The sequence below is a fragment of the Comamonas koreensis genome, from assembly GCF_014076495.1.
In the GTDB taxonomy this organism is placed as follows: Bacteria; Pseudomonadota; Gammaproteobacteria; order Burkholderiales; family Burkholderiaceae_C; genus Comamonas; species Comamonas squillarum.
The window spans coordinates 847,502-860,072 of record NZ_CP043575.1 but is presented as its reverse complement, the minus strand read 5'-3'; the positions used below and the strand labels follow the sequence as shown (position 1 = coordinate 860,072).

The following is a 12,571-nucleotide window of genomic DNA, read 5'->3' as shown; positions in this document are numbered from 1 at the left end:
ATTAGGCCATTAACTCATGTCTTTACAACATGGATAAGAAAATCACACTGCGGCATCTGGAGGCCTTTCGGGCGCTGATGCTGCGCCGCTCGGTCACCGCAGCGGCCCAGTCGCTGGAGGTGACCCAGCCCGTGGTGACACGGCTGATCGCTGAATTCGAGGCGCGCATCGGCATGCCGCTGTTCGAGCGCGTCAAAAGCCGGCTGCAGCCGACCTCGGCCGCGACCTTGCTGCTCGAAGACGTGCACCAGGCGCTGATGGGCATCGAGCGCATCCGCAACATCTCGGAGAACGTACGCTTTCGGCGCCTGCAGCGGCTGGAGGTGACGGCCGCGCCGGCGATGGCGACCTCGTTCCTGCCCAGCGCCATTGCCAAGTTCAGCGCCCAGTTCCCCGAGACCCTGGTCACCTTGCACATGCAGGCTTCGCCGGCCGCGCTGGACATGGTGCAGGCCGAGCGCTGCGATATCGGTTTTGTGATGCTCTCGCCCGACCACACCCGCTTCAAGGGGCTGGAGACCTTGGTGATCGGCAAATTGGTCGTCGCCGTGCCTGCCGGCCACAAGCTGGCGCGCAAGACCAGCCTGTCACCGGTCGACTTTGTCGACGAGCCCTTGGTGTCGCTGCCCACGATGATGGAGACCCGCACCAAGCTCGACAGCCTGTTCCTCGTCAACCGGGTGCAGCGCCGCGTGAACATCGAGACCCAGATCTCGTACGCCGCCATCAAGCTGGTCGAGGCCGGCGCCGGCCTGGCGATCATCGACCCGCTGACGGCCTGCAGCTACCACGGCCCGGATGTGAAGTTTGTGCTGTTCGAGCCCGCCGTCCCTTGCGAGTACTCGATGGTGGTCTCCAACCGCCATGCCTCCACCCTGGTGCTCAAGCCCTTCATCGACCTGGCTAAGGCAGAGATCAAGCGCATGCTGCCCAAACGCTGGATCCTATAAGAACCTGTTCAAAGCGGCGCTTCACTCCGGCGTAATGCCCGCTGCCTTGATCACCTGCCCCCATTTGGTGGTCTCGGCCGCCTGGAACTGCGCCAGCTCGGCCTGGCTCGTCGTCCAGGGCTCGGATCCCGACATCTCGAAGAAGGACTTGGCAGCCGCACTGCCCACGGCCTGGCCCAGCAGCTGGTTGAGCTTGGCGCTGACGGCAGCGGGCACATTCGCTGGAGCATAGGCGGCAAACCAATAGCCCATGTCATAGCCCTTCACACCGGCCTCGGCAATGGTGGGCACATCGGGCAGCTGGGCGCTGCGCTTTTGTGTGGAATAGCCCAGTGCGCGCAGCTTGCCCGCCTTGATTTGCGGCACGCCGGTGGAGACGTCGGTGATCATCAGGTTGATCTGGCCGCCCAGCAGGTCGGTGATGGCCAAGGGGTTGCTCTTGTAGGGCACGTGCAGGATGTCCACATGGGCCAGCTGCTTGAGCATCTCGCCGGCAACGCGGCTCGACGAGCTGCCGCTGCCAAAGCTGAGCTTGCCCGGGTTGGCCTTGGCATAGGCGAGCAGATCGCCCACCGACTGGTGGGGCGCATTGGCCGGCACCACCAGCACCTGGCCGCCCTTGCCCAGACCGGTGATCGGCGTGAAGTCCTTGACCGGGTCATAGGACAGCTTGCGGTAGAGGTGGATATTGGCCGCATGCGTGGTGTTGGTAGTGATCAGCACCGTGTAGCCATCGGCCGGGGCCTTGGCCACCGCCTGCGCGGCGATCATGCCGCTGGCACCGGCCTTGTTCTCGACGATCACCGGCTGGCGCGTCTGCTCGGTCACCGCCTGGCCCAGCGCACGCGCCAGCTGGTCGGTGGCACTGCCTGCGGCAAAGGGCACGACAAAGGTGATGGGCTTGGACGGGTAGTCGCCCTGCGCAAAGGCCAGGGGGCTGATGGCCAGCGCCGTGGCACAGGCCAGCAGGTGGCGGCGGGTGGAAAATGTCATCTCTTGTCTCCGGTTGGTTTTTTATTCAGGGGTGGATGGGGGTTCCGCATCGGCCGGGCCCACCAGATGGGCCTGCAAATGCAGCGGCAGCGCGATCGGCATCTGCAGCACGCGAAAGCACAGGGTCTTGCCATGGCTGTCGAGGTTCAGCGCGTCGTTGACGCCGCCGTCCAGCACCTCGTCCAGCACCAGGTTCATCGCCTGCAGCTGGGGCAGCAGGTAGCGCTGCACACGGCTGGGCTGGCGGTCGGCAAACAGCGCGGCCACGGCCGCTTCGCTGACCTGCTCACAGATAACCTCCCACAGCGCGGGATGCCAGGCAATCACGCTGATATTGGAGCGGTTGCCCTTGTCGCCGGTGCGCCCATGGGCCAGGCGGTACAGCGGGGTGGTGATGCTGTCGGTCATGCGGCGGCCTCCTCTTGCGCAGCCCAGGTAAAGCCCGTGGTAATCAGTGCCTGGGGCACCAGGCAGGACACCATGCCCAGGCGCTGGCGCATATGGCTGCGCACGCCACCGCCACCGGCGGGCCCGCAGCAGTACAGCGCATTGATCTCGCGCGGCAGGCGCGCTGCAGTGGCCTTGTCGGCATGCTGCCAGGCCATGCGCAGGCGCACATCCTGCGATGCGGCTGACAGGTCGGCACCGGCCAGCCAATCGCTGGCATCGTTGCCCCAGACGCTGGTGACACCGATCAGGTCGCTGCGCAGTGGCGCAATGCCCTCAAGGCGCTGGGCAACGGTCTGCGCCGCCAAGCGCGCACGCTCGGCCGCACGGGGGCCGGCATAGGAAATCTCGGCCTCGGCAAACCAGCCCGAGGCATAGCAGGTGTTGACCTTGAGCGCCTCGGGGCGCGGGTGGCCGATGACGCCCTCCAGGCGCACGCGGTTCTCGCCCTCGGCCCGCACCTGGGCCTGGCTGATGTCGGCCACCACATCGGGGGTCAGGTAGCAGCAGGGGTCGTGGATCTCGTAGAGCAACTGTTCCTTGACGGTGGCGGTCGTGATGCAGCCGCCCGTGCCCTCGGGTTTGAAGATGCTGCAGTTGCCGCTGTCGTCGATCTCCGCGATCGGGTAGCCCAGCCGGTCCATGCCTGGCACCTCTTTGTAGCCCGGGTCGGCAAAATAGCCGCCGCTCACCTGGGTGCCGCATTCGAGCAGGTGGCCGGCCATCGTCGCGCGGGCAAGGCGGTCCCAGTCATCCCAGGCCCAGCCAAAATGCGCCATCGCCGGGCCCAGCACCAATGATGGATCAGCCACCCGGCCGCAGACCACGATATCGGCGCCCGCCTGCAGCGCCTCGGCAATCGGCCGCGCGCCGATATAGGCATTGGCGCTGACCAGCGGCTGCTCGGGCATCTGCGCACCCAGCGCCTGGGCCAGCATGGGCCGGTGGGCCGGGCCGCTCAGGTCATCGCCCTGCACCACGGCGATACGGGGCGCGCGCAGGCCCAGGCTGCGCGCCAGCGCGGCAATGGCGCGGCCGGCGCCTTGCGGGTTGGCCGCGCCAAAATTGCTGACGATGCGGATGCGGTGCGCCAGGCAATCAGCCAGCACCGGGCGCAGCAGCTCCACCAGCAAGGGCTCGTAGCCGGCCTCGGGGTCGTCGCGCCGGGCCAGCTGGGCCAGCGCCAGGGTGCGCTCGGCCAGCGTTTCAAAAATCAGAAACGCGGGCTGCTGCAAGGCCACCAGCGCCTGCACCACCGGCGCTGCCGCATCCACCCGGTCGCCTGAAAAGCCAGCCGCGCAGCCAATCAGCATGGCTGCGGGCGGTGTCTTGTCTGTCTGCATAGCATCTCCTGCAGCCCACTATAGAAAAGAGGCTCTATGTTGTGAAATCGATAATTGAGATCGATTAATCTGTAATACAAATGAATCTATCCCAGCGCGACATCCAGGCCTTTTTGGCGCTGGCCAGCCAGAAGAACTTCACCCGAGCCGCCAGCCTGTGCCACCTGTCCCAGCCGGCTTTCAGCGCCCTCATCCGCGCGCTGGAGACCACCGTGGGCCTGCGCCTGTTCGAGCGCAGCACGCGGCATGTGCTGCTGACGCCCGAGGGCGAGCAGTTTCTGTTATCGGCCCAGCGCATTGCAGCCGAATTTGCCGCCTGTGAAAAAGCGATGCGCGCTACCGCCCAGCTTGTCCAGGGCCGGGTCGCCGTCGCGCTGCTCCCGTCGCTGGCCGCTGGCTGGCTGCCGCCGGTGCTGCGCAGCTTTTCCGGCCAGCACCCCGGTGTGCAGCTGCAGGTCTTCGATGTGCTGTCCGAGCCCTGTATTGCCGCGGTGGCCAATGGCGATGCCGACTTCGCACTGGCCGCCATCCGCGCCGACACGCCCGATCTGCGCGCCGAGCCCTTTTGCAGCGACCGCTTTCACCTGGTCTGCCCGGCCAACCACCCGCTGGCCGCGCTGGACGAGGTGCAGCTGCCCGATCTGACGGCCTGGCCCTTTGTGCACCTGGCCCGGCACAGCAGCGTGCGCCAGTACCTCGATGCCGCCTTTTTCCCGCAGACCATGCAGACCCTGGTGGAGGTCGAGCAGCTGGCCACCGTGATGGGCCTGGTCAAGGCCGGTCTGGGCATCAGCGTGGTGCCGGCCCTGGCCTTGTTTCACTTTGCGCAGCCTGGCCTGGTCACCCGGCCGCTGCATCTGCCCGGCATGGACCGCCAGATCTACCTGGTGCGCAGGCGCGAGCCGCAGCTGTCGGTGGCGGCCCAGGCGCTGTACCAATTAATGCAACAAAAACGCCCAGATTTCTCCCATATTGCTTGAGGCCCTCTACACTCCAGCGCTGATGTCCTTGCCTACGATGCCCCCGTTCGCACCGCCTGCACCCGCGATGCCGCTGCCCTACCTGGCGCTGCGCACGCGGGTCGTGTCGCTGTTGGCATGGGCTGCGCTGTTTGCGCTGCTGGCCTGCGCCATGCGCATGCTGCTGAACTACCCCCTGTGCGTCAACGACGAGAAGAACTGGATCGGCATCGCCCAGCAGCTCGACCAGGGCGTGGCCTGGCCGGTCTCGGGGCCTGCCTTTGTCAACACGCTGCGCCAGGCGGCCTGGGTGACCGGCTCCAGCCACGCCGAGGTGATGCCCTGGATGGGGGTCTGCGGCGTGTTTATCGTTGTTGGGGGTCTGAGCTGGGGCTACTACCGCCTGGGGCTCAAGACCTTGGTGCCGGTGTTTGCAACGCTGGCGCTGTCGAGCTATTTCTGGGCGCCCTTGCTTGAGGCTCGCCCGCAGCAATGGGGGCAGCTGGCGGTATTTCTGGGCACCATCTCGGCCTGGCGCTGGCTACAGCACCGGGGCGGCCTGGCCTTTTTTGTCGCGCTGCCTGCCGTCGCCTTTACCCATATCCTGAGTCACGCGGTGCTGGTCTTTCTGTGCCTGGTGCTGGTGGCCACCCATGGCATTGCCCAGCGCCGCTGGAGCCTGCGCCACCTGGCCATTGCGCTGCTGTGCATCGCCAGCTTTGCGGTCTATGCCTGGCCCGGCGGGCCTTACACCGATATGCTGCGCGACCTGCGCCAGGCCCATTTCCAGCACTGGCCGCTGAGCCTGCCAGCCTCCTTGGCCCTGCTGGTGGCCGTGGCCGCCATGGCCTGGGCCAGCCGCCGCTGGTGGCATGGCGACATCCGCTGGCCCGCTGCAGCCCTGGCCGGCTTGCTGCGCCACCAGCGTGCTGCCGGATGGTCGCTGTGCATCGCAGCGCTGCTGGTGCTCACGATGCAGGCCTATCTGCTGCCACCGGCGGCATGGGCGCCCTATGGCGGCTCCTGGATCCGGTTTGTCGTGTTCCAGTCCGGCAACCTGCTGCTCGCGGGTTTTTTGCTGGTCGGTGCCGGGCGCTGGCTGGGGGGCTTTCACCACCAGCGGATCGATCCGGGCATGGCCCGTTTTCTGGTCTGTGTGCTGGGGGGCGTTGCGCTGCTGGGCCTGCTGGCCGTTGCCGCGTCGTGGTGGCTGCTGGACACCAACTGGATGCTGCGCGTGCTGAACTACGGCATCTTCTTTGCCGCCGCACCTGCGGCACTGGGCATGGAGCATGTCACCCGCCACTGGCCGCGCTGGCGCCGGGGCTTGCTGCTGGGCGCGGGCATGGCCGCCAGTGTGCTGGCAGTGGTGCGCCCGCCCATGCTGCTGGGCTGCTGAGCCAGCCGCCCTGGCAAGAACCTATGCGCTAGACAAGCGCTGGCCAAATGCTGGCTAGGCGCTACGCATGAACAAATGCCCCCCTACCAGGGCGTGGCGTGCACCGGCCCAGGCAGCCATCTCATCGCCGCGCAAGAGCAAGGCATGGCGGCCCAGCTGCAGGTGGCGGACACCACGCCGCGCCAGCCAGCGCTGCCACCAGCCCGCAGGCGGCGCTGGCAGTGGCTCGGCACCCGTCTCGCTCAGCAGATCGGCGGCAGAGCGGATGGACAGGGCGCTAAGCGCCTGCTCAGCGGCGAGCCGCTGGACCAGCGCGATCACCTCGGACCAGCCCAGGTCGGCCAGCGACACCTGCGCCAAGCCGCCCAGAGCCTGCAGATCGGGACTGCGCTGGCCGCTGGCATCGACGCAGAGCAGCAGGCTCTCGGGGTGGGCGGCCTGCCACTGCTGCAGCAGCGGCCATTGCGCGGCCTGCTGCACCACCGCAACCTGTAAGGGCCTGGCCGCTGCGGCCGCCTGGGGCTGGGCAGGTGCCCGCTCACTGGCGGGCAGAATGCTGTCGTAGACCTCAGCAATTCGCCGCTCGCACTGGCCAATGGTGAAATAGGCGTCAGCCGCCTGCTGCGCCGCCAGACCACGCCCGGCCAGCTGTGCCTTGGCGGCTAGCGCCTGGCGCATGGCCTCTTTCCAGGCCTGCACCTGGTCGGGGGCATAGCACTGGCCGCTGCCCGACTGCCCCACCACCCAGGACATGCCCGAGCCATCCAAGTCGGAGGCAATGCAGGGCTTGCCATGCTGCATGGCTTCGATCAGTACCAGGCCAAAGGCCTCGGTGCGCTCACGCGAGGCCAGCGCAAAGATATCGCAGCTGTTGAACAGCGCATGCTTTTGCGCCTCACTGACCTGGCCGAGCAGCTGGACGTTGGCGCAGCCTTGCTGGGCGCGCTCGCGCGCAATCAGCGCTTCGAGTTCCTTGCGCTGCTCACCTTCACCGGCAATGATCAGCTGCACATCGGCAAAGCCGGCCACGGCCGAGATGAGGGTGTCAAAGCCCTTGTAGTAGGTCAGCCGGCCGACCGACAGCACGCGCAGCCGGGCATCGCCCCAGAGCTGCAGGTGTGGGGCCTCGGCCTGCGCCTGCTCCAGCACCCCCTGGCCCAGCGGCTTCAGGCCCAGCGGGATCGCCAAGGTCTTGAACAGCCAGCGCTGCAGCGGAACGCTGGCGGCCATGTAAGGCGGCGAGGTGGCGAGGATGGCCGCGCTTTGCCGCAGCAGCTTGGTCTCGAAGGGCCGGTAGACCTGGTAGCACAGCTGCAGCAGGCTATCCCATTTGGAGATCAGCACATCCGAGTGCCAGTGCGTGACCCAGGCCACCCGGCGCGCGGCGGGCATGATGAGCGCCCAGAACGCCGCATTGTTGGGCATGTGCAGATGCAGCACATCGGGTTGGAAGCCGCGAATGGCCCGGTGCAGCGCCAGCGGAAAGCCCAGCGCAATCGGCGCGAACACCAGGGTGATCTGCACCGGCACGCGGATGAGCCAGGGCGGGTCCTCGGGTAGCGGATCGCCATGCACGACCGCGCGGGCGTCGATGCCGTTGGCGCGCTGCTGCTCGATCAGATCGGCCAGAAACGATTCCATGCCGCCCCGGTACGGCGGGTAGAACTTGCCCACATGCAGCACGCGCTGCGGCGCATCGCCCGCCTGTGCATGCAAGGGCGCAGCCTGGGGCCGGCCCAGCCAATGGCGCAGCATGTTATTGGCCGCCCTGCAATTGCTGCAGCAGGCGCTGGTAGACCGGGTTGGCCGGGTCCATGGCGCTGGCGCGTTGCAGGTTGGCAATGGCCTGGGCCCGGTCGCCCTGCTCGCGGTAGGCCAGGGCCTTGCCGTAGTAGGCGGGGGGGTTGGGCTGGCGCGAGAGCGACGCATCAAAGATCTGCAAGGCCTGCGCAAAATCGCGCTTGCCAATGAACGCAATGCCCAGGCCCACCTCCAGGCGGGTGTTGCCCGGCGACATCTGCAGCAGGCGCTGGTAGTTCGCAATGGCCACGTCGTAGTGGCCCGAGGGGATGGCAACCTCGGCCTGCTCCAGCAAGATCTTGGGCAGCAGGACGTCTTCGGGCTTCATCGCCAGGGCCTTGGCATAGCTTTGGAACGCCGGTTCCATCTGCTGCGTCATCTTGTAGGCCGTGGCCTGGTGGTAGGCCAGCGCCGCATTGTCAAAGCCTTGCTTTTGGGCGCTGTCAAACGCGGCCAGCGCCTCGGGGTAGCGCTTGAGCAGCTCCAGGGTCATGCCACGGTTGAACTGTGCCGAGCCCAGGGGTTCTTGCAGCGCAACCGCTTTGTCAAAGTCCTGCAGCGCCTGCTCGTAGATCAGGTTTTCCAGCAGCGACGCACCCCGGTTGATAAAGGGGCGCCAGCGGCCAAAGGCGTTGAAGGGGGCCTGCTCGTCCACCTTCTGGGCGGCATCGCTCCAAGCGCTGTACTCAGACTTGAGGCTCAGGCTGCGCTCCGTGGCCAGGGCCGTCAGCACCAGGCCAGCGGCGCAGGCGATCGCCACCATCAGCTTGCGCGGAAACAGCAGCAGCACCAGCGCCAGCAAGGCCGGCAGCAGCATCGCCCAGATATAGCTGCGGTAGAGCACAAAGGGGTCTTGCAACCAGCTGGTGACAAACTCGGTGCTGAACAGCAGCGCCGTGCACAGCAGCACCAGGCCCACCAGGCTCCAGGCATCACGTTTGCGCAGCAGCAGGACCGCGCTGCCAATCACCAGTGCCACATAGCCCAGGCCACCCAGCAGATGGGGCAGGCTGCCAAAGCTCAGCGGGAAGACCGGGCGCAGGTCCAGCGCCATCCACTGCACATTGGGCAGCAGCCACAGCAGGCCGTACTGGAAAAACAGCTTGCCCTGGTTGAGCAGGCTGAGCGGGTAGATCGACGAGGTGATGCCTGGCTGCAGTTGCTCGAGCTGGCGCACATAGGCCCAGGAGGTGTCATCGGTGGCGACAGCGCCGACAAAGGCGCCCAGCTGCGTCCACAGCAGCGCGGTGAACAGGCCGATCAGCACGGCAATCGCCACGGCGATCGCCAGCAGCTTCTTCCACGACGGCCGTTTGACAAACACATAGAGCGGCAAGGCGAGTGCCGGCAGCACCACCGCATGCTCTTTGCTCATCAACGCGCAGAGCAGGAAAACCACGGCCAGCGCCGCCCATTGCAGCCCCGCCCCCGCCAAGGCGCGGATATACGCCCAGCAGGCCAGCGCGGAAAACAGGGTCATCATCACCATGCTGCGCTGGATCAGATAACCGACGGCATATACGCCCACCGGGTGCACGGCAAACAGCGCCACTGCGGCAAATATCGCCATCCGGATATTGGTGTCAAAACCCGGCTCTGCCCGCGCCTCGTCCGAAAACTGGGTGTGTTTGAACAGTGCTGACACCAGCAGCCATATTGCATAGCAAGTGGCCAGGTGCAGCACGATATTGACGACCCGCTGCACGGCCATACTCTCGCCAAAGAGCGACTGCACCCAGACAAAGCTGCCATAGGACAGCATGCGCACCTTGGGCTCGAGCACGCTGCCATAACGGCCAAAAATGGTGCCGTCCGACAGCCGGCCATCGTCGAACACCAGGCCGTTGTGCAGGCCCAGGCCATAAATCGTGAGGACGGCGGCCAGGAGCGCCAGCACGCCCAACGACCAGAAAATTTTTGATTTTTGCATTGGCTAGTTGGCTTGAGAAAATGCCTTCGCCCTGCGTTGGCAGGGCCTGCGCAACACCTGCAGCAGGTGCGCGAGCCATTCTAGAGGACTATTTACCCTCTGTATAAAGCGCTCGGGGCGCTGAGCCAACAGGTCGGCCGGAGCGGCCCCCGATAATCGGCCCAGGATTTATTGCAAATCTTTGTGCCCATAGGCACAAAACCCTGGCTTGGGGCCTTTTTTGGGGTGCAGGCGGCAGGTTTCGGGCCGCTTGTCATACACGGTGCAGCGCCGCGCCACCGGGTCGAGAAACTGGCAGTCGCCACTGGCGCGGCGCGCCATCGTGAAGATATTGTGCTTGGGGTTGTAGTGGTCGATCAGCCGGGCCTTGAGCAGGCGCTTGGCGATCAGCTTGTGCGCGATGTTGTCCACTTCAAAGGCGTCCACCAGGCCCAGGCGCACCAGATCGGGCAGTTGCACCTCCAGCGGCATCGTGCAGCAGTTGGCCGCGCAGCTGTCGCAGAGACCGGCCTTGTACTTGGTCCAGGTCTCCAGGCGGTCAACATCAACAATTCGGATCGGGGATTTCATGGCGGGGCGCTGCGCAAGCGGCCTGACAGGAGTGGCCGCTTATTTTGAAGGGCGCCAGTATCGCGCCAAAAGGATGCCGTGGGAGCGCACTGGGGCTTGGCGAGCCGGGCAGAGGTTCAACCGTGCTTGAGCCACACCGCGCCATCGCGCTCTTCGACCGCCACCGCATCCAGGCTGGCGCCCCGGCAGGGGCCGCCCACGCATTTGCCGGTATCGGGCTGGTAGATGGCGCCGTGGTAGGGGCAGAGGATGAACTGGCGGCCGCTCTCCAGAATGTCGCCATCAAAGTCCATGGGCACGCTGGCGTGCTGGCACTCGTTGATCCAGCCGTGCAGCTGGCCCTGCCAGCGGATCACAAAGGCCTTCTGGCCGTTGGGCAGCTGAAAGAAAAAGGGCTTGCCGTTGTCCTGCAGGTCGGCGCTGGCACCCAGGGGTTCGGTGCCGTCAAACAAGATCGTGGGCGTGGGGGCGGTGGGCTCGGTCATGGCGGGCGCGTAGTCTTTATGGTCAAAAACAAAAGGCAGCCGCCCCATGCACATCGGCACGCGGCGGCTGCCCGGGGGCTGGCTGTATTTATGCGCTGGCAGCCGTGGTGGGCATGCAGGCAATCACCTGGGCCACGGCGGCGGTCAGCTTCTTGGCATAAGGCACATGCAGGAACTCATTGGGCCCGTGTGCATTGCTCTTGGGGCCCAGCACGCCGCAGACCATCATCTGCGCCTTGGGGAAGCCGGCGCTGAGCATACCCATCAGCGGGATCGAGCCGCCCTGACCGATAAAGCCGCAGTCGGCGCCAAAGTGCGCGCGGCTCGATTGGTTGAGCGCGTTCAGGAACCAGTCGCTGGTGTTGGGCGCATTCCAGCCATTGGCACCGCTGGCCCCTTCCCAGGTGACCTTGGCTTGGTAGGGTGCATTGTCTTCGAGCAAGGTCTTGAGCTCTTGCATGCACTGCGTGGCATCGACCAGCGGGGGCAGGCGCAGGCTCAGCTTGAACGCGGTATAGGGGCGCAGCACATTGCCGGCATCCTGCAGCGCAGGCAGCCCTTCGGCGCCGGTAACGGACAAGGTCGGCTCCCAGGTGCGCTTGAGCAGCGCCTGCGTGGGGTCGGTGGTGGTGGGCAGCGCAAACAGGCTCGAGCCATTGCAGTCAAAATGCGCCCAGGGGAAACGCTTGTACAGCTCGTCACCCAGAATGCCGGCCGTGGCCTGCGCCTGGGCCAGGCGCTCAGCCGGTACCGCGCAGTGAAAGCTCTCGGGCAGCAGGCGGCCGGTCTTGCTGTCTTCGAGGCGGTCGAGCACCTGGCGCATGATGCGGAAAGACGAGGGCACAACGCCCGAGGCATCGCCCGAGTGCACGCCTTCGGTGAGGATCTCCACCTTCAAGGTGCCCGCCACCATGCCGCGCAGGCTGGTGGTCAGCCACAGCTGGTCGTAGTTGCCCGCGCCGCTATCGAGGCAGATGACCAGGCCCACATCGCCCAGGCGGGGCTTGAGCATGTCGATATAGACCGGCAGGTCGCCCGAGCCACTTTCCTCGCAGGTCTCGATCAGGCCGACAATGCGCGGGTGCGGCACATTCTGGCGCTTGAGCTCCTGGATGGCGGCCACGCTGGCGTAGGTGGCATAGCCGTCATCGGCGCCGCCCCGGCCATAGAGCTTGCCGTCTTCGTATTTGGGGGTCCAGGGGCCCAGGTCATTGCGCCAGCCGGAGAACTCGGGCTGCTTGTCCAGGTGGCCATACATCAGCACGGTCTGCGTGCTCTGGGCCTGGGTGGCAGGCACTTCAAAGAACAGCACCGGCGTGCGGCCCGGCACGCGCACCACTTCCAGCGTCAGCCCCTCGACCTTCTGCGCCTCGATCCAGGTGGCGGCATTGCGCACCACCGTGTCGATGAAACCATGCTGCTCCCAGTTGCCATCAAAGCCCGGCGACTTGGCGGGGATGGCGATGTAGTCGGTCAGCTGGCGAAGGATATCGCGGTCCCACTGCTGGCTGATGTGGCTCAAGGCCGCATCGGCTTGCAGATGGGCGGCGTCTAGGCGGGCGTTCATGGGTGAATCTCCTGGAGGTGCTGCCACGACAAGGGCAGCCGCAGGCATAAGCGTACCAGCGCCAGCGCCGCTCGGCTATCGCCTCGGGCAAAGCCCTGCTGCCGTCATCCAGCGCAGGGCCCGGCCGG

At 66.0% G+C, this 12,571-nt stretch carries 11 protein-coding genes; 3 read left to right on the top strand and 8 right to left on the bottom strand.

Annotation, left to right across the window (positions count from 1 at the left end):
• Positions 1-29 precede the first annotated feature (29 nt).
• Positions 30-950 carry a LysR substrate-binding domain-containing protein gene (locus tag F0Q04_RS03920; protein ID WP_182344556.1) on the top strand — a complete coding sequence of 307 codons (921 nt, stop codon included), beginning with the start codon at positions 30-32 and terminating at the stop codon, positions 948-950.
• Positions 951-971: 21 nt separating this feature from the next.
• Here F0Q04_RS03920 and F0Q04_RS03915 read toward each other — a convergent pair whose 3' ends face one another.
• From F0Q04_RS03915 to F0Q04_RS03905, 3 genes are read right to left on the bottom strand one after another with little or no spacing between them, the layout of a single operon-like run.
• The gene (locus tag F0Q04_RS03915) at positions 972-1,943 is read right to left on the bottom strand and encodes a Bug family tripartite tricarboxylate transporter substrate binding protein (protein WP_116925492.1); all 972 of its coding nucleotides are present in this window, start codon (positions 1,941-1,943) and stop codon (positions 972-974) included.
• Between the two features lie 21 nt (positions 1,944-1,964).
• On the bottom strand, positions 1,965-2,351 hold the full coding sequence (locus F0Q04_RS03910; protein WP_116925491.1) for a hypothetical protein: 387 nt from the start codon (positions 2,349-2,351) through the stop codon (positions 1,965-1,967).
• Entirely contained in the window at positions 2,348-3,733 is a 1,386-nt protein-coding gene (locus tag F0Q04_RS03905; RefSeq protein WP_232539495.1) for an acyclic terpene utilization AtuA family protein, read from the bottom strand. The genes F0Q04_RS03910 and F0Q04_RS03905 overlap by 4 nt, the downstream gene beginning before the upstream one ends.
• A gap of 80 nt (positions 3,734-3,813) precedes the next feature.
• Here F0Q04_RS03905 and F0Q04_RS03900 point away from each other — a divergent pair, with 80 nt between their 5' ends.
• Together F0Q04_RS03900 and F0Q04_RS03895 are read left to right on the top strand one after the other, a co-directional pair.
• On the top strand, positions 3,814-4,713 hold the full coding sequence (locus F0Q04_RS03900) for a LysR family transcriptional regulator (protein ID WP_182344554.1): 900 nt from the start codon (positions 3,814-3,816) through the stop codon (positions 4,711-4,713).
• 37 nt (positions 4,714-4,750) lie between these two features.
• Positions 4,751-6,091, top strand: a complete 1,341-nt coding sequence (locus F0Q04_RS03895) for a hypothetical protein (protein ID WP_182344552.1) — start codon at positions 4,751-4,753, stop codon at positions 6,089-6,091.
• A 54-nt stretch (positions 6,092-6,145) separates the two neighbouring features.
• Here F0Q04_RS03895 and F0Q04_RS03890 read toward each other — a convergent pair whose 3' ends face one another.
• The 5 genes from F0Q04_RS03890 to F0Q04_RS03870 all read right to left on the bottom strand — a co-directional run bounded on the left by F0Q04_RS03890 (position 6,146) and on the right by F0Q04_RS03870 (position 12,443).
• On the bottom strand, positions 6,146-7,846 hold the full coding sequence (locus F0Q04_RS03890) for a glycosyltransferase (protein ID WP_182344550.1): 1,701 nt from the start codon (positions 7,844-7,846) through the stop codon (positions 6,146-6,148).
• A gap of 1 nt (position 7,847) precedes the next feature.
• The gene (locus F0Q04_RS03885; RefSeq protein ID WP_182344548.1) at positions 7,848-9,821 is read right to left on the bottom strand and encodes a tetratricopeptide repeat protein; all 1,974 of its coding nucleotides are present in this window, start codon (positions 9,819-9,821) and stop codon (positions 7,848-7,850) included.
• Positions 9,822-9,989: 168 nt separating this feature from the next.
• Entirely contained in the window at positions 9,990-10,391 is a 402-nt protein-coding gene (locus F0Q04_RS03880) for a YkgJ family cysteine cluster protein (RefSeq protein ID WP_116925485.1), read from the bottom strand.
• 116 nt (positions 10,392-10,507) lie between these two features.
• Entirely contained in the window at positions 10,508-10,876 is a 369-nt protein-coding gene (locus F0Q04_RS03875) for a Rieske (2Fe-2S) protein (protein WP_116925484.1), read from the bottom strand.
• A gap of 88 nt (positions 10,877-10,964) precedes the next feature.
• Positions 10,965-12,443 carry a M20 family metallopeptidase gene (locus F0Q04_RS03870; protein ID WP_182344546.1) on the bottom strand — a complete coding sequence of 493 codons (1,479 nt, stop codon included), beginning with the start codon at positions 12,441-12,443 and terminating at the stop codon, positions 10,965-10,967.
• Positions 12,444-12,571: the final 128 nt, after the last annotated feature.